The organism is Propionibacterium freudenreichii subsp. freudenreichii (assembly GCF_000940845.1).
GTDB classification, from domain to species: Bacteria; Actinomycetota; Actinomycetes; order Propionibacteriales; family Propionibacteriaceae; genus Propionibacterium; species Propionibacterium freudenreichii.
Genome location: NZ_CP010341.1, coordinates 1697235 through 1720125 on the forward strand (window position 1 = coordinate 1697235; position 22891 = coordinate 1720125).

At 67.7% G+C, this 22891-nt stretch carries 23 protein-coding genes; 14 read left to right on the top strand and 9 right to left on the bottom strand.

The window, feature by feature from the left end:
- Window positions 1–105: 105 nt before the first annotated feature.
- The gene (locus RM25_RS11900; RefSeq protein WP_055344986.1) at window positions 106–1125 is read right to left on the bottom strand and encodes a M23 family metallopeptidase; all 1020 of its coding nucleotides are present in this window, start codon (window positions 1123–1125) and stop codon (window positions 106–108) included.
- Window positions 1126–1486: 361 nt separating this feature from the next.
- Between RM25_RS11900 and RM25_RS07370 the strand changes: the two genes are divergently transcribed.
- Window positions 1487–1756, top strand: a complete 270-nt coding sequence (locus RM25_RS07370; RefSeq protein ID WP_013161441.1) for an Lrp/AsnC family transcriptional regulator — start codon at window positions 1487–1489, stop codon at window positions 1754–1756.
- Window positions 1757–1929: 173 nt separating this feature from the next.
- Here the strand turns inward: RM25_RS07370 and RM25_RS07375 are convergent, their stop codons facing one another.
- A complete protein-coding gene (locus tag RM25_RS07375; protein ID WP_044636249.1) occupies window positions 1930–2442 on the bottom strand; it encodes a peptidylprolyl isomerase in 513 nt (170 codons plus the stop codon).
- Window positions 2443–2768: 326 nt separating this feature from the next.
- Here RM25_RS07375 and RM25_RS11905 point away from each other — a divergent pair, with 326 nt between their 5' ends.
- The 5 genes from RM25_RS11905 (at window position 2769) to RM25_RS07400 (ending at window position 7088) form a co-directional block, all read left to right on the top strand.
- The gene (locus RM25_RS11905) at window positions 2769–3785 is read left to right on the top strand and encodes a sunset domain-containing protein (RefSeq protein ID WP_052809145.1); all 1017 of its coding nucleotides are present in this window, start codon (window positions 2769–2771) and stop codon (window positions 3783–3785) included.
- A gap of 189 nt (window positions 3786–3974) precedes the next feature.
- On the top strand, window positions 3975–5072 hold the full coding sequence (locus RM25_RS07385; protein WP_044636250.1) for a GNAT family N-acetyltransferase: 1098 nt from the start codon (window positions 3975–3977) through the stop codon (window positions 5070–5072).
- 91 nt (window positions 5073–5163) lie between these two features.
- Window positions 5164–5814 (top strand): hypothetical protein, encoded by a 651-nt coding sequence (locus RM25_RS12760; RefSeq protein WP_044636251.1) that lies wholly within the window; start codon window positions 5164–5166, stop codon window positions 5812–5814.
- Window positions 5815–5839: 25 nt separating this feature from the next.
- On the top strand, window positions 5840–6523 hold the full coding sequence (locus RM25_RS11910) for a prepilin peptidase (RefSeq protein ID WP_052809146.1): 684 nt from the start codon (window positions 5840–5842) through the stop codon (window positions 6521–6523).
- Window positions 6524–6662: 139 nt separating this feature from the next.
- Entirely contained in the window at window positions 6663–7088 is a 426-nt protein-coding gene (locus RM25_RS07400) for a hypothetical protein (RefSeq protein WP_013161447.1), read from the top strand.
- 40 nt (window positions 7089–7128) lie between these two features.
- On the opposite strand, the gene trpD is transcribed toward RM25_RS07400, so the two are convergent.
- Entirely contained in the window at window positions 7129–8178 is a 1050-nt protein-coding gene (gene trpD / locus RM25_RS07405; RefSeq protein WP_044636252.1) for an anthranilate phosphoribosyltransferase, read from the bottom strand.
- Complete coding sequence (locus RM25_RS07410; protein ID WP_013161449.1) at window positions 8178–8702, bottom strand: DNA-binding transcriptional response regulator; 525 nt, start codon at window positions 8700–8702, stop codon at window positions 8178–8180. The genes trpD and RM25_RS07410 overlap by 1 nt, the downstream gene beginning before the upstream one ends.
- A 266-nt stretch (window positions 8703–8968) precedes the next feature.
- Between RM25_RS07410 and RM25_RS07415 the strand changes: the two genes are divergently transcribed.
- On the top strand, window positions 8969–10378 hold the full coding sequence (locus tag RM25_RS07415; protein WP_230579923.1) for a GuaB1 family IMP dehydrogenase-related protein: 1410 nt from the start codon (window positions 8969–8971) through the stop codon (window positions 10376–10378).
- Between the two features lie 138 nt (window positions 10379–10516).
- Here the strand turns inward: RM25_RS07415 and RM25_RS07420 are convergent, their stop codons facing one another.
- From RM25_RS07420 to RM25_RS07435, 4 genes are all read right to left on the bottom strand, one after another.
- Complete coding sequence (locus RM25_RS07420) at window positions 10517–10867, bottom strand: HesB/IscA family protein (RefSeq protein ID WP_013161451.1); 351 nt, start codon at window positions 10865–10867, stop codon at window positions 10517–10519.
- Window positions 10868–11024: 157 nt separating this feature from the next.
- Window positions 11025–11957 (bottom strand): glycerate kinase, encoded by a 933-nt coding sequence (locus RM25_RS07425; RefSeq protein ID WP_013161452.1) that lies wholly within the window; start codon window positions 11955–11957, stop codon window positions 11025–11027.
- Between the two features lie 3 nt (window positions 11958–11960).
- Window positions 11961–12251 (bottom strand): PspA-associated protein PspAA, encoded by a 291-nt coding sequence (gene pspAA, locus RM25_RS07430; RefSeq protein ID WP_013161453.1) that lies wholly within the window; start codon window positions 12249–12251, stop codon window positions 11961–11963.
- Window positions 12248–13042, bottom strand: coding sequence for a PspA/IM30 family protein (locus RM25_RS07435; RefSeq protein ID WP_013161454.1), 795 nt, complete (start codon window positions 13040–13042; stop codon window positions 12248–12250). Before RM25_RS07435 ends, pspAA begins: the two co-directional genes overlap by 4 nt.
- 299 nt (window positions 13043–13341) lie before the next feature.
- Here RM25_RS07435 and RM25_RS07440 point away from each other — a divergent pair, with 299 nt between their 5' ends.
- Together RM25_RS07440 and RM25_RS07445 are read left to right on the top strand one after the other, a co-directional pair.
- Entirely contained in the window at window positions 13342–13896 is a 555-nt protein-coding gene (locus RM25_RS07440) for a DUF3043 domain-containing protein (RefSeq protein ID WP_013161456.1), read from the top strand.
- A complete protein-coding gene (locus tag RM25_RS07445; RefSeq protein WP_044636254.1) occupies window positions 13896–14111 on the top strand; it encodes a hypothetical protein in 216 nt (71 codons plus the stop codon). The genes RM25_RS07440 and RM25_RS07445 overlap by 1 nt, the downstream gene beginning before the upstream one ends.
- 153 nt (window positions 14112–14264) lie before the next feature.
- Here the strand turns inward: RM25_RS07445 and gcvT are convergent, their stop codons facing one another.
- Complete coding sequence (gene gcvT / locus RM25_RS07450) at window positions 14265–15386, bottom strand: glycine cleavage system aminomethyltransferase GcvT (protein ID WP_036942592.1); 1122 nt, start codon at window positions 15384–15386, stop codon at window positions 14265–14267.
- 300 nt (window positions 15387–15686) lie between these two features.
- Between gcvT and sucB the strand changes: the two genes are divergently transcribed.
- The 5 genes from sucB (at window position 15687) to RM25_RS07475 (ending at window position 22804) form a co-directional block, all read left to right on the top strand.
- Window positions 15687–17456, top strand: a complete 1770-nt coding sequence (gene sucB / locus RM25_RS07455) for a 2-oxoglutarate dehydrogenase, E2 component, dihydrolipoamide succinyltransferase (RefSeq protein WP_013161459.1) — start codon at window positions 15687–15689, stop codon at window positions 17454–17456.
- Between the two features lie 283 nt (window positions 17457–17739).
- Entirely contained in the window at window positions 17740–18510 is a 771-nt protein-coding gene (locus RM25_RS07460) for a DUF4191 domain-containing protein (protein ID WP_013161460.1), read from the top strand.
- Between the two features lie 32 nt (window positions 18511–18542).
- Window positions 18543–20354: an ABC-F family ATP-binding cassette domain-containing protein gene (locus RM25_RS07465; protein WP_013161461.1), complete on the top strand. Its 1812-nt coding sequence runs from the start codon at window positions 18543–18545 to the stop codon at window positions 20352–20354.
- Window positions 20355–20547: 193 nt separating this feature from the next.
- On the top strand, window positions 20548–21969 hold the full coding sequence (glnA, locus tag RM25_RS07470) for a type I glutamate--ammonia ligase (protein WP_036942459.1): 1422 nt from the start codon (window positions 20548–20550) through the stop codon (window positions 21967–21969).
- A 292-nt stretch (window positions 21970–22261) separates the two neighbouring features.
- Window positions 22262–22804, top strand: a complete 543-nt coding sequence (locus RM25_RS07475) for a lipase chaperone (protein ID WP_013161463.1) — start codon at window positions 22262–22264, stop codon at window positions 22802–22804.
- Window positions 22805–22891 lie beyond the last annotated feature (87 nt).

Consider the following 22891-nt stretch of genomic DNA (forward strand, 5'->3'; position numbering starts at 1 on the left):
TGACCCTGTAACCCTATTGGCCACCGAAGTGGACGGTAAAACCACCACGCTGGCGGTTTCGCCAGATGGAACCCGACCAGCCGGAACGGGGCCGGTACCCGCAGGTTACTTGCCGAAGATCGGGGCCGGGTCGACGGCGATGCCGTTCTCGATCACGTGGAAGTGCAGATGGCATCCGGTGGAGTTCCCGGTGGAACCCACGCGCGCGATGACGTCGCCGACGTTGACCTGCTGTCCGGGCGACACCGAGAACCCCAGCAGGTGGTTGTAGGCGGTCGCAAGGCCGTTGCCGTGGTCGATCACGACGCGGTTGCCCCAGCCGCCGACCATTCCGGCGGCCAGCACCGTGCCGCCCCACGCGGCCTGCACCGGTTCGCCGCACGCCGCGGCGATGTCGTCCCCGTCGTGGAATTCGGCATATCCGCCGATGGGATTGACCCGCGAGCTGAAGCTCGACACGAGTTCGCCGGAGGCCGGCCAGACCTTCTGCTTGGCGATGGCGGTGCGGATGCCTGCCAGGTCACTGCGGCTGGCGTCGCGCGAGGCCCCGTTCGACACCGATGTGCCCACCTGCACCTTCGTGGCCTGGGCCGCGATCACCTGCTTCTGCTGCTCGGTGGTCAACCCGTCAAGCACCTTCTGGGCCTGTGCGGTCTGGTCCTGTGCCTTCGCAAGCAGCGCCGCCTGCTGGTCGGTCTGCTTCCTCACCTCGTCGACGGAGGCCACAGCTTCCTCACGCAGTGACTCGAGCAGCGACTTCTCGGCGTTGTAGCGGGCCATCTTCTCGGCGGTCAGGGTGTTGATCGACTGCACGGTGGACAGCTCGGAGAGCAGGTCATGGGTGTCGTCGCTGGTCAGCAGCCGTGTGGTCTGCGGAACCGATGCCCCCTGGTAGTTGCTCAGGGCGATCTGGGCGGCATCGCCCCGCAGGGCGTCCAGCTTGGCCTGTTCCTCGGCGATCTGGGTGGTCGCCTGGTCGTAGGCGTCCTGGGCTGCCTGCTGCTTCTTCACCGACGTCTGGTAGTCGGCCTCGACCTGTTGGCTGTCGTACTTGATCTGATCGAGCTTTGCCTGTGCCGCATCGACGGTGGAGTTGCTGACCGCGGCATCAGTGCCCTCAGCCATCACCGCAACCTGACCCGACACATTTGCCGTGCCGAAAACCGCCAATGCGGTGAGACAGACCAGACCAAGCCGGACGACGCCGTGACGTGCCCTCATCGCCATTCGATTTCCTCGCTGTGATCACTCACGAAATACCCCGACGGGGCCGATTCGCCACGGAAGACAGCGCGAATCTAAGGAAATCTTAGAGAAATCTCATGAAAGTAGCAATGCCGGAGACCACCTGTGGACGACCGCTCGGGACCCGATGTGGCGCACAGATGGCCACAGCCCGACATTTCCGCTGGTCAGCCGGCACATGCGGCCGGCGACACCGGATGCCGTTCGGCCCCTGCCGAGCCCGCAGCATTAGGATGCGAACATGATCACCGCGATTGTCTTCGTCCATGCCGACAACGACCGCATCTCCGAGGTCGCCGAGCAGATCGCCGGCCTGGAGCACGTCACCGAGGTCTACTCGGTGACCGGCGACATCGACCTTGTCGTCATGGTGCGGGTGGCCGGTTACGAGGAGATCGCGCCGGCCATCACCGATCAGCTGAAGAAGGTGCCCGGGGTGATCGACACCGACACCCACCTGGCCTTCCGCGCCTACAGTGAGCACGACCTCGAGGCCGCCTTCTCGCTGTAGCCGGCCGGCGCAGGAGCGGGTCACCGTCCCGGGGACAGGAATCGCCGTGGACCATATGGTCCACGGCGATTCAGATGGCCCTCGGGCCCGTGGGAAGCCGCACCATTGCCGGCGCGCTCCCCACGGGTCGCCCCCGGTTGCAGGGGGCAATCCCGATCAGAGGGCGACCCCGGTCACTGGGCGATCTCGACCGAATTGATCACCACGTCGTCCACCGGACGATCCCCGCGCGCGGTGGGAACCTTGGCGATCTCGTCCACGACCTTCTTCGAGGCGTCATCGGCGACCTCACCGAAGATGCTGTGGCGCATGTTCAGGTGCGGCGTGGGGGCCACGGTGATGAAGAACTGTGAGCCGTTGGTGTTCGGGCCCGCATTGGCCATGGCCAGCAGATAGGGCTTGGCGAAGGTCAGGTCGGGGTAGAACTCGTCGGCGAACTCATAGCCGGGACCACCACGGCCGGTGCCGGTGCGGTCGCCGCCCTGGATCATGAAGCCATCAATGATGCGGTGGAAGATCGTGCCGTCGTAGTACGGCTCGGTCTTGCGCTGGTTGTCGGTCATGTCGAGGAATTCCCTGGTGCCGTTGGCCAGCTCCACGAAGTTCTTCACCGTGTTCGGCGCGAAGTCATCGAACAGGTTGATCGTGATGTCGCCGTGATTGGTGTGCAGGATGGCTTGCGTCATGGGCAGGCCCCTTTCCGCTGTCGGATGTGATGCCCCCATCATTCCAGCATCGCGAAACCGACCCCGGCATCCGACCTGCACTGCACGGGCATCCGACGGTCCCGCGCCGGTACCGGGCTGGCACTGCCGGTGGACGACATCGCTCGCTGGGCACACGCTGTGGTGTGCCCGTGAACCGGCCCTGACCGGCAGATGTGGCTCACGGTCGTCGATCACCCTGAGCCACTACCCGACCCCCTTCGCCGGGTGACCCCACATGGGTAGCGTGGAAGACGGCTCGATCACGAGCAGCTCGATTACGAGCACAACCAGTATCGGAGGACACTGTGAAAAAAGAGGACCTCAAGCAGTCCGCCACTGCCGCCGGCGAGAACGCCCGCGATGCGGTGAACGATTCCGTCGCCACCGCGCGTGGCGTCGTGGGAAGGATCACATCATTCCTGAGCCCCAGGGTGGCTGACGCACGCGAACGCGTCGAACCCCTGGTGGCTGACGCGGTGGACCGGGTGGCACCCCATGTGGCCGAGGCCGCCGAGAAGGTGGCCCCCTATTACGAGAAGACACGGGACGCCGTCACCGAGGGCTACGACAAGAACGTCAAGCCCCGGGTCAGGGAATTCGTCGATAGGGCAAGCGAGAACGAGCACGTCGCGAAGGCTGCTCGCAAGGGAAGCGATGTCGTGGAGAATCTGAAGTCAAGGGCCGATGCATCCGTCGTCCAGGTGGCACCCAAGAAGAAGCACCACCGGGTCCTGAAGGGCCTGGGGATTGCCGCATTGCTCGGTGGGGCCGTGGTGGCGGTGCGCCAGCTGTTGCTTCCCAAGGACGATGGCTGGACCCCGCAGGAACCCAGCACTGCCTACACCGACAACGACGCCAGCTACGACTACGCCGGCGAGGCCCGTCGGGACCGTCCCAAGGAGGACTCGGCTGACACCGAACCCGGTGGCGCCGTGAAGTTCACCGAGCCGGACACGGCCACCGAGCACCTGGAGCCCGCCGATGTCACGGTGAGCACCGAGGCCTCAGATCTGCCGCAGGGTGCCGCCGGGGCCCGCAAGGCCGCACCGGCGCAGCCCGATGTCGCCAAGCAGGAGACCGGCGATGCCGAGCCGACCGAGCTCGATGAGGCCAACGACTCCCACGAGACCGGTGACGCCGCGAAGGGCGGGGCCGGCTACCGTGGCGCGAATCCGCCCGAGGGATACACGATCAAGGGCAATGAGCGCTCCATGAAGTTCCACGTTCCCGGTGGTGCGGGCTATTCACGCACCAACGCCGACGTGTGGTTCAAGACCATCGAAGAGGCCGAAGCCGCAGGCTTCACCAAGGCCTCCCGCTGATCCAGCGGCGAATGAGGTCCGGTTTCCCCCGATCCCTGACCGCATTCGCCGCGTCAAGGTGACCGACGGCCGACATTCCAGCTGGGATGTCGGCCGTCGTCATGTTCACGCTCCGGCCACACCCGGGCCGGTGGTTGCAGGGCGGCACGCGATGATCGCTGCACCCCCGACAAGTTAGGGTCATGAGGCATGGAACCGTTCACCATCGACGCCCCGGGTCTGGTCCTGTCGACGCCCACCGCCCAGGACATCGACAAGGTCTTCCTGTTCTGCCAGGACCCCCAGATCCAGCGCTGGACGACGGTTCCCAGCCCCTACACCTATGCCGATGCCGAAACCTTCTGCACCAGGGCGCCGGCTGACTGGCGGCTGGGCTTCGACCTGAAGTGGGGCATCCGTGACCCGCGGGGCACCCTCATGGGCATGCTCACCCTGTTCAGCCGTGGCGGCGGCAACTGGGAGATCGGCTACTGGATGGGCAGGCCCTATCGGGCGCGCGGGTTGATGTCGCGGGCGGTGAACGCCGCGCTTGACGCCGCCTTCGACCCGCTGGGCCCCATCGGCGCCCAACGCATCGTGTGGCGCTGCGACTTCAACGGCGATGTGCCCAACTGGGCCAGTTGGCGGGTGGCCTGGCACGTCGGATTCCACAAGCAGGGGCGCACCCGTTCCAGCCAGCCGAACAATGGCGTGCGCCACGACAACTGGCTGGCTGACCTGTTGCCCTACGACCCGCGCAGTCCGGCCCTGCCATGGGACGGTCCGATCGCGCACGGGGACACCGCCGCCTACGAGCAGGCCGCGGTCCCCACCGATTCCGTCGCAATCCGCGAGGGTGACTCCCCCGAGGGCCTCGTCGCCCGCTTCCACCGCCTCTACGGTCGCCCAATCGCCGACGACGGCCCCAACCTGCGGCGTGACAGCCTACCCCTGCGCATGAGCCTGATCGCCGAGGAATTCGGCGAGCTATTCGAAGCCGTCTACGGCACGACCGCACGACGCATCGTGGACGAGGCGAACGCCACCGCCATGGACAACGACGAGGAACATCGCGATGTGGTCGCCACGGCCGATGCCCTGGCCGACCTGGTCTATGTGATCTATGGGATGGCCTTGGAGATGGGCATCGACCTGCCAGCCGTGCTGGCCGAGGTGCAGCGCTCGAACATGTCCAAGATGGGCGCCGACCACCACCCGGTCCTGCGTGCCGACGGGAAGGTGCTCAAGGGGCCCGACTATTTCCCACCGGACATCGCCGCCGTCCTGGCGCGGTCCATGAAATCCTGAGAATTTCCTAAGAAAACACGTCCAAGCCTCACAAATCGGTTGTCCCGAAGGGCAAGGAGGGTGAGAACCCCCACAAGTCAGGAGAACGACCGTGACCGATATCGCCAACCCCAAGCCGCCCCACCTGCATCTCGTGGGTTGCGGCGCCACTGCCCCGGTCGCGCCCGGCGACGCCCCGGCAGGCCTCGACTCCCCGGAGGCCAGCAGCGGTTGGGTGGACGCGGCACCCTTCCGGGCCATGGCCCATCGCCTCATGGCCGAGACCGGTTGGCACTGGCGCGTGCTGGCGCTGGCCACCGATGTGCCGGCAGGCACGATGCGTGCGCTGTTGGGCCTTGGCCGGGCGGCCCGCCACGAGCATCCCCGCATTCGTCGCAGTGATGCCCTGTCGTTGTGGGAGCGCGACGCCGGCTACCTGCTCGCCCGGGCGGCCCGCCCCGAACTGGCCCGCACCACCCGTATCTGCCTGCGCGTGCTGATCGCCCGTGGCCACACGGTGCGCACGATCTCCACGATGACCGCCCTGCCGGTCCATCTGGTCATCGAGCTGGCGTCGGGACGCCGCCGGCACTGCACGGCGATGACCACCTGGCGTTGCCGCGCCGCCATGCAATCGCATGCCGAGAAGCTGCGCGCCGGTCAGGCGAGACGGCGCCGCGATGCGGCACAGCCCGCGCTCATGGCGTCGCCGGAAGGCCCGGACCGGGCATCCGTCGCACCGGCCCCGGCACGGGCCGCATGAGGATCAGGGCCCTAGGATCAGGGCCATGGACCGGCTGACCAGCGCTGCATGGGCCGCCCTGCCGTGGCTGATCGCCGGTCTGGGGCTCGTGGTCGTCCATGCTGCCGTGCTCCTGCCCCGCCAGCCGGAACCCGCACCGGACGTGCCCGATGCGGACACCAAGCCGAGTTATGCGCAGTTGACCACCTGGCGGCTCATCGCCGCGTGCCTGGTGATCTGCCTGGCCTGCCAGCCGCTCCTCATGACAGCCCCGGGCGCACAGCGACCGGCCTGGCTGGTCTGGTCATCGGGTTTCGCCGTACTGGCGACCGTCGACGCGGTGTCAACGTGGATTCCGCGCGGCCTCACACGCCTGTGCCTGATCGAGTTGGCGGTGGGACTGGGGCTGGGCGCCCTCGTGTGGGGAGATGCGTCGGCCCTGCTCGGTGCTGCCCTGGGGGCCTGCGCGCTCGGAGCCATGTTCTGGGCCCTGTGGCGCTTCGGTGCCGGCATCGGCTTCGCCGATGTGCGCATGGCCGTGGGCGTCGGTGCCCTCACCGGATCCGTCTCGTGGGATTTCCTCATCATGGCGGTGTTCGCGGCCGCCATCATCGGGGCACTGTGGGGTGTCATCCATCGGCTGGTGGCCGGCCCGGGACGCGTCTTCGCCTATGCCCCGGCCCTGTGGGCGGGGCCCTGGGTTGCGCAACTGGCGCAGCACCTCGCCTGACGCGCCATCGGCTGCCCGGATCTTCCCGGAACCACCAGCGGCTGCGAACGTCGGAATCTAAGCTGATCCAACCAATCAACAATGGGCGAAGCACCGTTGCGCCGCTCGGCGGCACAGCCCGGAGGCACGGGAGGTTCCCATGACATGGGCACGCCATTTCTGGCTCAAGGTCGTTTCCGCGGTGTGGGTCCTGGTGGCGATGGGATCCACCGCCGTGGCGGCGCTGACGATCACCGTCAATGACGATCTCCCCGTGAGGGTGATGGCCGTCATCGCCACCGTGTTGCTGGTGCCGGGGTTGATCATGGCGTTGGTCGCCCACGACCATCCGGCGGGCCGGTGCTTCCTGGCCGGCCGCTTCCTCACCTACGCAGGGGCCGCGGCGATCCTGGTCAGGTGCCTGTTCCAGGCGGGATCCGACCTGGTCAACATCGGCGGTTGGATCGGCGTGCTGCTCGAGGTCGTGCTGCTGATCGTCCCCGCGCTGCTCGTGGCCACGCCATCACCGACGGGCCGTGCCCCGACCACTGCCCCGGGAGGGCCACTGGCCATCCAGCGCCCCTGAGGGTCCTTCCCGTCCGGCCAGCCGCATCATCTGCGGTGGCTCACACTCCGGCAACCTCGTGGCTGATGGCCACCCAACGCTCGAGCAGCTCGGTGGCCCTGCCCTGCGAAATGGTGGTGAAGGCCTCCTCCAGGCGGGGACGCATCTGGTCGACCAACGGTTCAGTGAAGTTCGGCCCGTCGAAGGCGAGCATCGCCGCGGCCGCATTGAGGCCAACGATGTCACGAACCGGACCGGTCTGGCCGGCAAAGACGTCACGGGCGACCTGGGCATTGTGCGCCGGGTCTCCGCCCACCAGGTCACTGGGACGGGCAGGGGCCAGGCCGAGTGCCGCGGGGTCAAGCGTCGTCTGGTGGACGGCGCCGTCACGGATCAGCCAGATGTCGGTCTCGCCGGTGGTGGTGAGCTCGTCGAGGCCGTCCTTGCCGTGGAACACCAGACCGCGATTGCCACGGTCGGCGAGCACGCCGGCCACCAGCCCCGCTATGCGGAAGTTGGCCACGCCGATCGCCTGTGCCTGTGGCCGTGCCGGGTTGGCCAGGGGCCCAAGGAAGTTGAAGGTGGTCTGGATGCCCAGTTCCTTGCGCGCGGGCGCCGCGAAGCGCAGTGACGCATGGTAAAGCGGCGCGAACAGGAAGGATATCCCGGCCTGGTCGAACACCTGGGGCTGCTTGGCGGGGTCGATGTCGATCACCAGGCCGAGCGCCTCGAGGCAGTCGGCAGTGCCCGACATGGAACTCGCAGCACGGTTGCCGTGCTTGATCACCGGACGGCCGCTGGCGGCCGCGACGATGGCCGCCATGGTGGAGATGTTGACGGTATTGGCGCGGTCGCCACCCGAACCCACGACATCGACGGCATCATTGGGCATCTTCAGGCTGACGGCCTTGTCGAGCATCACATCGGCCATGCCGCGGATCTCGCCAACCGTCTCGCCCTTGGCGCGCAGGGCGACCAGGAAGCCCGCCACCTGCACGGGGCTCGCATTGTTGGACAGGATCTGGTCCATCGCCCAGGACACCTCGGCGGCGTCCATGTCGTCGTGTTCAAGCAGTCCGGTCAGCACGCTGGCCCACGTGAATTGGGCCATTACTCAGCCATTTCCTGGGGCTGGTCATGCTTGTCGGGAGCGTGACGGCTCGCGCTGCCGGGAGCCGGCTCGGGTTCGGGCTTCATCGGGAAGGCCTGACCGGAACGGGCCCGACGCACCACCTCGGCAGCCGTGTCGGGCAGCCGGATCGGATCGATCGGATAGGGCGAGATGGCCTCCGCGTTGGACCACGCGGCCAGCCAGGCGTCGGTGGGGCGGGCGATGAGCAGCACGACGGGCGGCGGCGATGCCAGCTCGTCCTTCATCTGGTGCGAGATGCCCATGCCACCGGAGGGGACTGCCTCGCCGTCGAGGATCGCCAGGTCAAAGTGCTCGTGGTCGAGCGCCTCGAACAGGGCGTCCTGCGTGGCGAACTCGGTGACTGCAATCTCCGGGAGGTCACGGGCGATCTTTCGTCCGAGCGCCAGGCGCACCTGCTGGCGCACCGTGCGGTCATCGGAATACACGATCACCTTCAGCGGCGTCGCGCCGTTCGTGGAATCGGAGCTGGCCACACTACTCATGGAACCGTCCTTGGCTGGGCATCACAGTGTTGTCGCGCGTCATGCTACCGCGCACGGCCCGTCGGGGTTGCCCTGACCGAACAGCCCCTCGGGGACCCAATGACGCTATCAGCGTGGCCCCTGAGCGGGGAAAAGCCACCCCGCCGGGCGCATGTACGACCCCGCAATGACCTCGAATATGAGAACTTGTGTGGGCACGGCACAATTGAGCAGTGCGATTTCTCAATCAGCAGCCCGCGTACGACCTGACGTACAACGACGTCTTCATGGCGCCGAACCGTTCGTCGGTCAAGTCGCGACACGATGTCGACCTCACCAGCCGTGACGGTATCGACCTGCCCCTGCCCCTCGTGGTGGCCAATATGACCGCCATCTCAGGGCGACGCATGGCCGAGACCATTGCGCGGCGCGGCGGCATCGCAGTGCTCCCCCAGGACATCCCCGTGGACGTGGTGCAGCAGGCCATCGGACGCGTCAAGCGTGCCCCGATCGCCTTCGAGACCCCGGTGACCGTGTCGCCCTCCATGACCGTGGGCGAGGCAATGGCCCTGGTCAACAAGCGTGCCCACGGCGTGGCCGTGGTGGTCGACGAGCAGAACCACCCGATCGGCGTGATCGGGCCTGCCCAGACCGAGGGCGTGGACCGCTTCCTGCAGGTGCACGATGTGATGCTCACCGACCTCACCGTGGTGGACCAGCACACCGAGCCGCAGCAGGTCTTCGAGATCCTCGACACCACGCGCCACAAGCTGACCATTGCCGTGGACGACGACAAGAAGCTCGTGGGCGTGATGACCGCCAAGGGTGCGGTGCGATGCGGCATCTACAAGCCGGCCGTGGACGCCCAGGGCCGCCTGCGCATCGGCACCGCCATTGGCATCAGTGGCGACGCCGCGGCCCGCGCCGAGGCCCTGTTGGGCGCCGGCGCCGATGTGCTGGTGATGGACACCGCCCATGGACACCAGGAGCGCATGATCGGGGCCCTGGGCCAGGTGCGTCCCGTGCGTGACGCCTACGCCGACCGCACCGGCATCCGGATTCCGATCGTCGCCGGCAATGTCGTGACCGCCCAGGGAACCCTGGACCTGCTCGATGCCGGCGCGGACGTCGTGAAGGTGGGGGTCGGCCCCGGGGCCATGTGCACCACGCGCATGCAGACCGGAGTCGGACGCCCGCAGTTCTCCGCCGTCATCGAGTGCTCGGAGGCCGCGGCATCGGTCGGCGGCGCCATCTGGGCCGACGGCGGGGTACGCCATCCCCGTGACGTCGCCCTCGCACTGGCCGGGGGTGCCGGTTCGGTGATGATCGGCTCGTGGTTCGCCGGCACCTATGAGTCGACCGGCGCCCTGCTCGTCGACCCCGAGGGTCGCAGCTACAAGGAGAGCTTCGGGATGGCCTCGGCGCGCGCCGTGCGCAATCGGACGCGCCAGCAGTCGTCCTACGAGCGGGCCCGCGCGGCCCTGTTCGAGGAGGGCATCAGCTCATCGCGCATGTACCTCGACCCGGTCCGCCCGGGCGTGGAGGACCTGCTCGACTGGATCACCGCCGGGGTGCGCTCGTCGTGCACCTACGCGGGCGCACGCAGCCTGGGTGAATTCCATGAGAAGGCAGTCGTGGGCGTGCAGTCGCCCTCCGGTTACGAGGAGGGCCGGCCGCTGCCGGTCAGCTGGGCCTGACACACCGGGGACACCGCCGAACCCCGAATGAGTCGAACCCCGAATGATGTGAAAGGGGCCTCTCCCAATTGGGAGAGGCCCCTTTCACATCTGTGTGGGTAGCAGTGCCGAGGCCCTGCCACCCACGTCGACGACGGATCAGTGGAACGAATCGCCACAGGCGCAGGTGCTCTGCGCATTGGGATTGTCGATGGTGAAGCCCTGCTGCTCGATGGTGTCGACGAAATCGATGGTCGCACCACCCAGGTACGGAGCGCTCAGCCGGTCAACCACCAGGTCGACGCCGTCGTAGGCATCCACCAGGTCGTCGGGCAGGCGTGAATCATCGAAGGCGAGGCGGTAGCGCAGTCCCGAGCAGCCGCCGGGCTGCACCTCGACGCGCAGGGCGAGGTCGTCGCGACCCTCCCCCTCGAGCAGGGTGCGGGCCTTCTGTGCGGCAGCATCGGTGAGCGTCACACCGGTGACCTTCTCCTGAATCGTGTCTGACATATCGATGTCCCTTCGTCTCCATGCGTTCCTTGACGGCACCGGGGTCGCCGGGCCATCGCTGCATCAGTTCATGGGGTTTGTGGCCGGTCGCTGCGGGTGGGCGCCGGCTTCACCACCGTGGCACAGCTTATGTGCCCGTTCCCACGGGTTCCAGTGCCTACCAGATCCAGCTGCGGGCGAATCCGCCACAAGCGGACGTCACATCGGCGTCGTCACCGATCGCGTGCACGGCCTCGATACCGACCGAGCGCTGCCCGATCTCGTAGGTGTGGTTGGTCCGCGCGATCACCACCACCGGCTTCTCGTGCTTGTTGGCGAGCGCGGCGACATAGTCGGTGACCGGGCTGCCCCAGTGGTCCACGTCAAAGACATCGCACGAGGTGACGACCAGGTCCGCGCGGGCGATGGACTGTTCCAACCGGGCGGCCCGGGCGAGCACGTCCACCCCACTGCGCACCGTTCCGCCGAACGCCTGGACCACGGCGCCGGCGCCTCCTCCGGCGCCCGACCCGGGGACCCGCCCCGGAAGTCCTGACGCGTCCTCACCGGTGGATCCGGGTCCGGACCCGGCAGGGGCCTGCCCGGTGGGGCCACTTCCCACGGCGGCCCGCAGCCCCTGTGCCCAGTGCTCCAGGCCCCGGTCGAGCCCAAGTCGCTCGGCAAGGCCCAGGTCGCCCCGGGTGCCGGCGAGTCCGAGTGGGCCGGTGAGCAGTTGTCCGGTCTGGTCCGCGGCGCAGATGCCGACCAACTCGACGCCGTGGGCGCGCCGCTGGCGCTGCCGCTCGAGTGCGACATCGAAGTCCATGGCCGACATGTCCACCGTCGGCGACCAGTGCCGGGGCAGATTGCACACGCCCACCGAGGCCATGGCCGCCACGATGGCATCGGGGCCATGGCCGGTCAGCGACAGGTAGTGGGCCGGATCGTCGGGACACAGTGCCCGGTGGGCACGCGCCCAATCGGCGCCCGGCTCGGCCAGGCCGAGGGCAGCCACGTGGGCACCGGCGGACCGCCAGGCACGCCCGATGAGCACGGCGGCGTCCACGCCGTCGTGGTCGCCGATCCGCCCCGCAGCAACGAGTGCTCGCACCGATCAGCCCGGGAAGAGCCCATCGGGGCGGTCGTCGGAGGCCAACATGGTGGCGACATCCTGCAGCGATGAATCGGGACCGGGGATGATCAGGTCCGAATCGCGCAGGTCATCGTCGTCGATGGCCACGCCCTGGCGCCTGACGCGGGCGTCGAGTTCACGCAGCGCCAGGCCGAGCCCGGTGGCGTCCTGGGCCCGTACGGCCGACTCGATCTGACGATCGAGTTCGTTGAATTCGGGGAGGGCGTCGTCGGGAAGCTCCCACTGGCCCTCGCCACTGATACGCACGATCATTGCTGTTGCCCCTTCTGCTGATCCGCCTCGATCGCCGGGGAAGTGAACCCGGGCTGTACCTGCTGGGCGCCGGTGGTGCCCGGGCCCGCAATGCCGAGCTGGCTCTTCATTGCCTCCAGCTCGCTTTCGACCCCGGACCCCGACGCCATGGCGTCCAGCTCCCGGGTGATGTCGTCCTGCACCATCCCGGTGGGATCCTCCAGCGCCCCGGACGCGATCAACTCGTCGACCGCACCGGCGCGGGCCTGCATCTGCTGGGTCTTGTCCTCGGCGCGCTGGATTGCCTGGCCGACGTCGCCCATCTCCTCGCTCAGGCCGCTGAATGCGTCATTGACGCGGGTCTGGGCCTCGGCGGCCGAGTACTGGGCCTTGATGGTCTCCTTGCGGGTGCGGAAGGCCTCGACCTTCGCCTGCAGCCGGGTGGAGGCCCGCACGAGCTTCTCCTCCTCGGCGGCCAGCGACGCATGTTGCGTCTGGAGGTCGGCGAGCTGGCCCTGGAGCCCCGATTTGCGCGTCAGTGCCTCACGGGCAAGGTCTTCGCGTCCCTGGGCCAGGGCGCGCTGGGCGGCCAGGGTGAGCTTGTCCATTTCCTGCCCGAGCTGGGTTGCCTGCAGTTCGACGCGCTTGCGGCTGGTGGCCACATCGGCCACGCCACGACGTACCTTCTGCAGCAGTTCCCGCTGGCGCTCGTAGGAATAGTCCAGGGTCTCGCGGGGATCCTCATGCTTGTCCAGGGCCTTGTTCGCCTTGGACTTGAAGATCATCGAGAGCCGTTCGAGGATGCCAGCCATGCGCTATCGGTCCTTCCGATCGGGATAGGTCATCTGCGGGACTCATCGTCCCCGGAGGCCGTGGTCTGCAGCGGTTGTACCGCAGAACGGTCAGGTCACCACCATTGTTCCATCTCGCCGTTCCATCGGCCGCCTTTCGGGCGCGCCCACCAAGACCCACCGTCCCCCATCAATCCCGGGATTTCTTCGCGAACACGGCCCACCCGGGCGCCGGGGTCGAGCGGGCAGGCCCGGCCGTTTAGACTTGGACACAGAAATCCACCAGGAACATCGACGTAGCAACATCAAAGGGGTGCGCAGTGGCAACCAGCCGTTCACGCGAGACGGTCGAGCCGGTTGACGAGGAGACCGAGCGCGACGCCGGACGCAAGGGAGCGCCGACCCCCACGCGCAAGCAGGCCGAACAGGCCCGCATGCAGCGTCTGCACCCCGTGCTGACCAAGAAGGAACAGAAGGCCCGCGACCGGCAGGCCCGCGCCCGCAAGCGCGACGAGCAGTACAAGAAGGTGGAGGAGATGCCCGAGCGCGTGCTGTTGCGCAACAACATCGACTCCCACTGGTCCGTGGCGGAGTTCGCCTGGCCGGTCGTCTTCCTGCTGCTCGCCTGCGTGCTGGCCACGCAGATCCTGCCGGTGCTGTCGCTGGTGGGCACCCTGGGCATCTGGGTGTTCTTCCTGGTGTGCGCGGTCAATGTGTGGTGGCGCTGGCGCAGCTACAAGCGCGAGGCCACCGAGCGCATCCCGGGCTTCACAACGCGCGGCAAGGGCCTGATCGGCTACATGATGTCGCGCATGATCACCATGCGCCGCTTCCGCAATCCGGGCCCGGCGATCAAGCGCGGGGAGGCCTACTGATGGCATTCATCTGGACCGGCGAACCGGCGGCGGACAGCGACCTGACCGACGATGAGATGAAGGCCCTCGGGTTGGGTCAGCCCTTCGAGAGCCAGGGCGACGCCGAGGCCTGGCTGACTGCCGCCTACGGCGAGCTCTCGGACGCCGGCATCATCTCGGTGAGCCTGCACGACGGCGACCAGCTGGCGTATTCGATGAGCCTGGAAGAGGCCTGACACCCACCACTGCCCCACGGCGGGCCGACGACCACCCATTCATGATGATGCGGCCCGGACCAATTGGTCCGGGCCGCATCATCATCGTCAGGGACCCCACCGGCCGACGGGCCCCGCCCGCAGGTCAGATGACCGGGAAGGCCGTTCGCACCATCAGCGGACGTGGGGCTGCACGAAGGGCGGCTTCACCACGTCGAACTCCTCGACACGATTGCGAACCACCACGCCGACCTTGTCGCCCGGCTTGATGGAGGTGTCGATCAGCGCCAGGCCGATGCCGATGCGCAACGTCGGACTGAAGGTCCCGGAGGTCAGCACGCCGATGGGCTCGGCGTCCGGGCCGGCACCGGCGGGCACCACGGACATGCCCGGGCGCGGGATGCCGCGTCCCACGGCCCGCAGGCCACGGTTTCGCCGGGCCGGCTTGTTGGCCCGGATGGCGCGCAATGCCTCGGCTCCCCGGAAATCCGGCTTGTCCCAGCCGATCGCCCAGGTCAGTCCGGCACTGACGGGATCGATCTCGGGCGAGATCTCGTGCCCGTGCAGCGAGTAGCCCATCTCCGTGCGCAGGGTGTCGCGCGCCGCCAGTCCGCAGGGCACGATGCCGAAGGGCTTCCCGGCCTCCAACACCTTTTCCCAGACGGCCACCGCATGGTCGGAGGGCACGACGAGTTCGAAGCCCGTCTCGCCGGTGTATCCGGTGCGGCAGACCGTGAAGGTGCTGTCGCCCACCGGCACCACCTCAAAGGCCATGTAGTCCATGTCGGTGGGAAGGCCCATCGTGGCCAGCACATCAGGGGACTTGTGGCCCTGCACCGCCATGATCGCGAAGTCGTGGTGCTGGTTGACCACGTTGACACCCTCCGGTGCCCCTTCGGCCAGGATCTGCGCCACCGTGGTGTTGTTGGCGGCATTCGGGATCAGGAAGACATCGTCGTCGCCCAGCAGATAGGCGATCATGTCGTCCACCACGCCACCCTCGGGCGTGCAGAGCAACTGATACTGCGCCTTGCCGGGCACGATCTTGTTCAGGTCAGCGGCAAGCACCCCGTTGAGGTAGTCCTTGGCCCCGGGACCGGTCACGCGGATCTTGCCCAGGTGCGAGACGTCGAAGATGCCCACCGCGTCACGCACCGCCTTGTGCTCGGCCAACACGCCGTGGCCCTCGTACTCCAGGGGCATCAGCCATCCGCTGAACTCGGAGAACTTTGCGCCCAGCTTCTCGTGACACTCATTCAGCGGAGAGCGCTGCAGGGAATCGGTTGAATCGGCCATGGTGTGCTCCTTCGCGACATCGGTCTTCTGCCCCATACGCTAACGGTCGGGCCCCTCATCGCGCTGATGATCGTGCCGGTGCGGTGACAGCGCCATCGGGCCGCGGCACTGCGCCGGGCGACGATAACGCCGCCCGAGCCCCGTGTTCGCTGCCAGCGTGCCCCCCGCAGTCACCGAAAGGGGTCGGCAACAGGAGCGTGCTCGCGTTAGGCTGAGCCTGTCCACCGGAATGACCCGGTGTGAGCAGCTGCAGACCCTTGGCAATGCTGCAGATTTCTGGCAAAGGAGTCACGTAGAACCATGTCGACCGAAGTCACACTGCCCGAGCTGGGTGAAAGCGTCACAGAGGCCACAGTCTCGAGGTGGCTGAAGGAAGTTGGGGACCACGTCGACGCTGACGAGCCCCTGCTGGAGGTGAGCACCGACAAGGTGGACACCGAGATTCCGTCGCCCGTCGCTGGCACCCTGCTTGAGATCAAGTTCAATGAGGACGACACCGCGCCGGTCGGCGCCGTGCTCGCCGTGGTGGGTGACCCGGCCGAGGCTCCTGCGGGCGCACCGGCCCCGGCAGCCCCCGCCCCCGCAGCTGCGCCCGTTCCGCCGCCGCCCCCGATTCCCGCAGCCGCCGCGGCCCCGGTCGCCCCGCCTGCTCCCCCTGCACCCGCTGCTGCGGCACCCGCTGCGGCACCTGCCGGCCAGGGCACCCCGGTGACCCTGCCCGAGCTCGGCGAGAGCGTCACGGAGGCCACCGTCTCGCGCTGGCTCAAGGAGGTCGGTGATCCGGTCGAGGCCGATGAGCCGCTCCTGGAGGTCAGCACCGACAAGGTGGACACCGAGATCCCCTCACCGGTCGCCGGCACCCTGACGGAGATCCACGTCAAGGAGGACGAGACCGCCGAGGTGGGCTCCGTACTCGGCGTCGTCGGCTCATCCGTGCCTGCTGCACCGGCTGCTGCACCGGCCGCCCCTGCGGCACCCGCCGCACCCGTTGCCCCGCCTGCTCCCGCAGTCCCCGTGGCGGCTCCGGCCCCCGTTGCCCCTCCGGCCCCGGTGGCCCCGTCCGCCCCTGTGGCGGCCCCGCCCGCGGCGCCGACCCCGGCAGCGGCCGTCCCGGTGAACCCACCGGCTCCCCGGGCCACCGAGGGTGCCGCGTTCACCGGCTATGTCACCCCGTTGGTGCGCAAGCTCGCCCAGCAGAACGACGTTGACCTCAACCAGGTGACCGGCACCGGCGTGGGTGGTCGTATCCGCAAGCAGGACGTCCTGGACGCTGCAGCTGCCAAGCAGAAGGCCGCTGCCGCCCCCGCGCGTCCCAAGGCCGCACCGTCGCCGGATGCCGGCAAGCGCGGCACCACTGAGAAGATGTCGAACCTCCGCAAGATCGTGGCGAGCCGCATGACCGAGTCGCTGCAGACCTCGGCCCAGCTCACCGCCACGGTGGAGGTCGACCTGTCGGCCGTTGCGCGGGTGCGCGCCAAGGCGAAGGACGACTTCCGCAAGCGCGAGGGCGTCGGCCTGACCTACCTGGCCTTCATCACCCAGGCGGCCACCGAGGCGCTGCGCCAGTACCCGAAGGTGAACGCCTCCATCGATACCGAGGCCGGAACCATCACCTACCACGACTCCGAGGACATCGGCATCGCGGTCGATACGCCCAAGGGCCTCATGGTCCCGGTGATCAAGGGTGCCGGTGACCTCAACGTTGGTGGCGTGGCCAAGTCGATCGGTGACCTGGCCGCCCGTGCCCGTGACGGCAAGATCGGCCCCGACGAGCTGTCGGGGGCAACCTTCACCATCACCAACTACGGGTCCACCGGCACGCTGTTCGACACCCCGATCATCAACCTGCCGAATGCCGCCATCCTGGGCACCGGCGCGATGGTCAAGCGTCCCGTGGTGGTCAGCGACGAATACGGCAACGACACCATCGCCATCCGGCCGATGATGTACCTGTCGATGACCTACGACCACCGCCTGGTGGACGGCGCGGACGCCTCACGCTTCCTGTCGTTCGTCAAGGCCCGCCTTGAGGAGGGCGACTTCGGGGCTGAGTTCGGTCTGAACCAGTAGGGCCCGACCCCGTAACGGGGATCGCGCACCTGACAAGGGAGGGGCGGGGATGCATGATGCATCCCCGCCCCTCCCTTCCTGCGCCCGTGCACTGGCCCCGTGCACCGGTGCGCGACGCGTGTGCGACGCGGCCCGGTGGCCCACCCCTGGGCGGACGTTCCCGGCCCGCCATGCGCCCCACCGGGGGCGCATGACTCATGCACTAGACTGGATCGGCGGCCGATCAGGCCCATGTGAGGGCCCCGGTGGCCCCATCCATTGACTCGAGCACGGAGGCACAGCGATGGCGAGCGAGGCGGCCAAGGAACTGGCCAGGAAGCAGAAGGCCGAGGCAAAGGCCCTCAAGGAGGCGAAGAAGCACTCCGACAATCCTTCTGACTGGGGCACCATCCGCCAGATCCGCGAGACCTACAAGCTCACCGCGGAGCATCAACCACGCATCGGTTGGATGCTGGCAGGGGCGGTGCTGGGCCCGGTCGTGGTCGGCGTCGTGGTGGGCCTGCTCGTGGGCACCATGCTGATCTTCTGGATCCTGCTCGGACTGCTTGCCGGTCTCACCGTGGCGCTGTTCGTGCTGCAGCGCCAGGCCAAGAAGGCCGCGTTTGCCCGCGCCGCCGACCAGGCCGGCGGCGCCCAGGTGGCGCTGTCGCTGCTGGACAAGAAGAAGTGGCACTACACGATGGCGATCGCCCTGGACAAGCAGGCAAACTGCGTCCACCGCGCCATCGGACCCGGCGGGCTCATCCTCATCGGTGAGGGCAAGGGCAAGGCCGCGACCACGATGCTGCGCAATGAGGCCCGCCGCCATCGGCAGGTGCTCTACGGCGTCGACGTGCAGACCGTGATGATCGGCAACGGGACCGACCAGGTGCCGCTGCCGAAGCTGTACGACTACATCAAGAAGCTGCCCAAGAAGCTGTCCGCCGAGCAGATCGAGGAGATCGAGTACCGTCTGGTGGCCCTCGATTCGATGCGTCCGCGCGTGCCGCTGCCCAAGGGCCCGCTGCCCACCAGCGGGAACATGCGCGTCTCACGTCGCGCGATGCGCGGCTGACGTCCCCCAGCGATTGAATCCCTGATTTCTTCATGGCTTTTCTGCTCGGAGCCGAGTCCCTGCACCTGGAGTACCCCACAAAGGTGGTCTTCGATGCCGTGACGCTCGGCGTCAACGAAGGCGACCGCGTCGGCATCGTCGGCCGCAATGGTGACGGCAAGTCCAGCCTGCTGGCCCTGCTTGATGGCCGCATGCAACCCGACGAGGGACGCGTGATCGCCCGCAACGGGGTACGCATCGGCGTGCTCGACCAGGCTGACACGCTCGCGGCCGACCAGTCGGTGGCCCATGCCGTCGTCGGTGATGTGCCCGAACACGTGTGGGCGTCCGATCCGGGCATCCGGGACATCCTGTCGGGCCTGCTCGGCGAGATCGACTGGCACGACTCGGTGGACACCCTGTCGGGTGGCCAGCGCCGACGCGTCTCACTGGCCCGGGTGCTGGTGGGCGACTGGGACGTGCTGGCCCTCGACGAGCCCACGAACCACCTTGACGTCGAGGCGATCACCTGGCTTGCCGACCACCTCAAGCATCGCTGGCCCGACAACGCCGGCGCCCTGCTCGTGGTGACCCACGACCGCTGGTTCCTCGATGAGGTGGCCAATCTCACCTGGGAGGTGCACGACCGGATCGTCGAGCCCTTCGAGGGTGGCTACGCCGCCTATGTGCTCCAGCGGGTGGAACGCGACCGCCAGGCAGCCGTCAACGAGGCCCGCCGCGAGAATCTGGCCCGCAAGGAACTTGCCTGGCTGCGACGCGGTGCCCCGGCCCGCACCTCGAAGCCCAAGTTCCGCATCGAGGCCGCCAACGAGCTGATCGCCGATGTACCCGAGCTGCGCGATCCCCTGGCGCTGGAATCGATGGCGATCTCGCGGCTCGGCAAGGACGTCGTCGACCTGCTGGATGTCTCGGTGAGCTTCGGCGACAACCGGGTGCTGCGCGACATCACCTGGCAGCTCGCACCCGGTGAGCGCACCGGGCTGCTCGGCGCCAACGGGGCGGGCAAGTCAACCCTGCTCAGCCTGATCGACGGCGAGCTGCAGCCCACGTCGGGGCGCGTCAAGCGCGGCAAGACAGTGCACACGGCCACCCTGAGCCAGCGCCTCGATGAGCTCGATGAGTACACCGGCGTGCCCGTGCGCAAGGTGCTCGAGAGCCTGCAGACCACCTACACCTTCGGCACGGGCTCGAAGGCCCAGGAGCTCACGCCGGCGCAGCTGCTGGAACGCCTGGGGTTCTCCCCCGCCCAGCTGTCCACCCCCGTGCAGGACCTGTCCGGCGGTGAGAAGCGTCGCCTCCAGCTGTTGCTCATCCTGCTGGGCCAGCCGAATGTGCTGGTGCTGGACGAGCCCACCAACGACCTTGACACCGACATGCTGACGGCCCTGGAGGACCTGCTCGACACCTGGCCCGGCACGCTCATCGTCGTCTCCCATGACCGCTATTTCCTCGAGCGCGTCACCGATCAGCAGTACGCGCTGATCGACGGGCACCTGCGCCACCTTCCCGGCGGCGTGGACGAATACCTCAGGTTGCGGGCGGGCCAGCGACGCGAGGAGCGGGCCGAGGCCAGCTCGGAGCGTCGCGAATCACGCCAGGCCGCGCAGGACTCCGGCGAGCTGAGTGGGGCCGAACAGCACGAGGCCCGCAAGAAGCTGGGTGCGCTGGAGCGTCGCATCGACAAGCTGCAACGCCAGGTGGACCGGGACACCGAATCGATGGCCGCCGTGGACCCCAGCGACTATGTGGAGCTCGGGAAGCGGGCACAGGCCGTGGACGACAAGCGCGCCGAGATCGACCGCCTCGAGAACGAGTGGCTGGAACTCGGCGAACAGACCGAATAGCCCCGTCCCTGAGCACAATGCGCCTGCCCGCCGGTCGGCGGGCCATCCCGACACCGATCGCTGCAGGCCCCGTCGGGACTCTGTAACGTGGCTGCAACATGGACGCAACGCGGGGTTACTTCGCGTTACTAGCCTGTGCTTATCACCTCAAGCCGGGCCTGAAGGGGTCCGGACCATGACTGCGGAGGAATACATGTTCAACGGGCCCGACGAAATGCTGGAATTTGTGAAGAGTGAGGGCGTCGAGTTCATCGACGTGCGATTCTGTGACCTCATCGGCATCATGCAGCACTTCACGATTCCGGCCAGCCAACTCGAGCACGAGGCTTTCGAGGAGGGCTTGGCCTTCGACGGCTCCTCGGTCGCCGGCTTCCAGAAGATCAATGAATCCGATATGGCCCTGGTGCCCGATCCCACCAGCGCCTGGCTTGATCCGTTCCGCGAGCACAAGACGCTGATCGTCAACTTCTTCGTGCATGATCCGATCACCCACGAGCCCTACAGCCGCGACCCGCGCAACATCGCGCGCAAGGCCATGAATTTCCTGGCCAGCACCGGCATCGGCGACACCGCCTTCTTCGCACCCGAGGCCGAGTTCTACGTCTTCGACGATGTGCGCTACGAGACCAACGGCCACGAGTCCTTCTACAGTGTCGACTCCGAGTCTGCTGCCTGGAACACGGGCCGCATCGAGGAGCGCGGCAACCTGGGCTACAAGGTCAAGGTGAAGGGTGGCTACTTCCCGGTGGCCCCCACCGACCACTACGGCGACCTGCGCGACGAGATGGTCAAGCACTGTGAGGACGCCGGACTCATCATCGAGCGCGCCCACCACGAGGTCGGCTCGGCCGGCCAGGCCGAGATCAACTGGCGCTACGACAAGCTGCTGAAGAGCGCCGACGACGTCATGAAGTTCAAGTACATCGTGAAGAACACGGCCTACCAGCACGGCAAGACCGCCACCTTCATGCCGAAGCCCGTCTACGGCGACAATGGCACCGGCATGCACTGCCACCAGTCGATCTGGAATGAGGGCGAGCCGCTGTTCTTCGACGAGAACGGCTACGCACAGTTGTCCGACATGGCCCGCTACTACATCGGCGGCCTGCTCAAGCACGCGCCGAGCCTGCTGGCCTTCACCAACCCGACCGTGAACAGCTACCACCGTCTGGTGCCGGGCTTCGAGGCACCGGTCAACCTCGTGTACTCGAACCGCAACCGCTCGGCCTGCATCCGCATCCCGATCACCGGACCGAGCCCGAAGGCCAAGCGCATCGAGTTCCGCTGCCCCGATCCGAGCGCGAATCCCTACCTGGCATTCGCCGCGCAGCTGCTCGCCGGCATCGACGGCATCCAGAACAAGATCGAGCCGCCGGCCCCGATCGACAAGGACCTCTACGAGCTGCCGCCCGAGGAGTACGACCAGGTGCAGCATGTCCCCGGTTCGCTGGGCGAGGTGCTCGACGAGCTCGAGAAGGACCAGGACTACCTGCTGGCCGGCGACGTGTTCACGCCCGACCTGCTGAGCACCTGGATCTCGCTGAAGCGCCAGGACCTGGCCGAGCTGGCCCAGCGTCCGCACCCCTATGAGTTCGACCTGTACTACCAGATCTGAGTTCTGCCCCGGCGCATGACAATGCGCAGTTCCCCGTTGAAACGTCCGTCACCGGAAAACCGGTGACGGACGTTTCACATCGGAGCTGGGGAAACCACCGCGGTCCGACACCGGGAGGCGCCGCGAATGCCGATTCGACGGCGCCTTCCGGCTTCAAACCGGTGACTAACCACCAGACAATCTGAACCCTGCAGCTGTGTGCCACATAGGGATGGGCTATCGGTTGACATGACGGTGGCACTTCATGGCCGGCGCTGTACGGGTGCAGGTGCCGAGCGGCATACTGAACCACATGTCCCTCGCACGACGCGCCCTCACCGTGGCCCTGGCCGGCGCCTGTGCACTGGTGGCGCTCAGCGGCTGTGGCGGGTCCACGTCGACGGCACCCGCGTCAACCCCGGGGTCCCACGCGACGACCCCGACGCCCGATGCGTCCGCCAGCCCCAGCGCGAGCCGCAAGGCCGCGACGACCGCAACCCTTCCCGCCAGCTTCGAGGGGTGGACCACCTCTCCTGCTCCGAGCGCCAGCGCCACGCAGATCGACAGCGCGCGGGCGACGCTGCAGACGGCCATCTACCAGGGGCCGGCCGGTGCCGGCACGAGGATCATCACCCTGGTCTCCACCGAGGACAGGGGCTATGCGGCGTCCCAGCTGAGACTGCTCGTCGGCCCGACCCTCCACGGGTTGAGCACCTGTGGAACGTTGGCCCAGATCGACAACTCCGTCAGTTGCGTGGTGGAGATGGACGACGGCCTGCTGCAGGTCACCGGCACCGGCACGGACGTCGCGACGCTGGCGGCCTTCGCCAATGACCTCTACGCCTCGCTGGGGTAGCAGCCCGGGCTTCGGGCCCCGCCTGACGGGTGGACTGCCGTACTCCGGCGTGGCTCCCGTCGTCCCGCGCGACTGCCATAGTGTGGG

Bases quoted from the DNA above. Each gene is read 5' to 3' on its own strand.
- RM25_RS11900 (WP_055344986.1), bottom strand. From the start codon at position 1,125: ATGGCTGAGGGCACTGATGCCGCGGTCAGCAACTCCACCGTCGATGCG.
- RM25_RS07370 (WP_013161441.1), top strand. From the start codon at position 1,487: ATGATCACCGCGATTGTCTTCGTCCATGCCGACAACGACCGCATCTCC.
- RM25_RS07375 (WP_044636249.1), bottom strand. From the start codon at position 2,442: ATGACGCAAGCCATCCTGCACACCAATCACGGCGACATCACGATCAAC.
- RM25_RS07385 (WP_044636250.1), top strand. From the start codon at position 3,975: ATGGAACCGTTCACCATCGACGCCCCGGGTCTGGTCCTGTCGACGCCC.
- RM25_RS11910 (WP_052809146.1), top strand. From the start codon at position 5,840: ATGGACCGGCTGACCAGCGCTGCATGGGCCGCCCTGCCGTGGCTGATC.
- RM25_RS07400 (WP_013161447.1), top strand. From the start codon at position 6,663: ATGACATGGGCACGCCATTTCTGGCTCAAGGTCGTTTCCGCGGTGTGG.
- trpD (WP_044636252.1), bottom strand. From the start codon at position 8,178: ATGGCCCAATTCACGTGGGCCAGCGTGCTGACCGGACTGCTTGAACAC.
- RM25_RS07410 (WP_013161449.1), bottom strand. From the start codon at position 8,702: ATGAGTAGTGTGGCCAGCTCCGATTCCACGAACGGCGCGACGCCGCTG.
- RM25_RS07415 (WP_230579923.1), top strand. From the start codon at position 8,969: ATGGCGCCGAACCGTTCGTCGGTCAAGTCGCGACACGATGTCGACCTC.
- RM25_RS07420 (WP_013161451.1), bottom strand. From the start codon at position 10,867: ATGTCAGACACGATTCAGGAGAAGGTCACCGGTGTGACGCTCACCGAT.
- pspAA (WP_013161453.1), bottom strand. From the start codon at position 12,251: ATGATCGTGCGTATCAGTGGCGAGGGCCAGTGGGAGCTTCCCGACGAC.
- RM25_RS07435 (WP_013161454.1), bottom strand. From the start codon at position 13,042: ATGGCTGGCATCCTCGAACGGCTCTCGATGATCTTCAAGTCCAAGGCG.
- RM25_RS07445 (WP_044636254.1), top strand. From the start codon at position 13,896: ATGGCATTCATCTGGACCGGCGAACCGGCGGCGGACAGCGACCTGACC.
- gcvT (WP_036942592.1), bottom strand. From the start codon at position 15,386: ATGGCCGATTCAACCGATTCCCTGCAGCGCTCTCCGCTGAATGAGTGT.
- sucB (WP_013161459.1), top strand. From the start codon at position 15,687: ATGTCGACCGAAGTCACACTGCCCGAGCTGGGTGAAAGCGTCACAGAG.
- RM25_RS07460 (WP_013161460.1), top strand. From the start codon at position 17,740: ATGGCGAGCGAGGCGGCCAAGGAACTGGCCAGGAAGCAGAAGGCCGAG.
- RM25_RS07465 (WP_013161461.1), top strand. From the start codon at position 18,543: ATGGCTTTTCTGCTCGGAGCCGAGTCCCTGCACCTGGAGTACCCCACA.
- glnA (WP_036942459.1), top strand. From the start codon at position 20,548: ATGTTCAACGGGCCCGACGAAATGCTGGAATTTGTGAAGAGTGAGGGC.
- RM25_RS07475 (WP_013161463.1), top strand. From the start codon at position 22,262: ATGTCCCTCGCACGACGCGCCCTCACCGTGGCCCTGGCCGGCGCCTGT.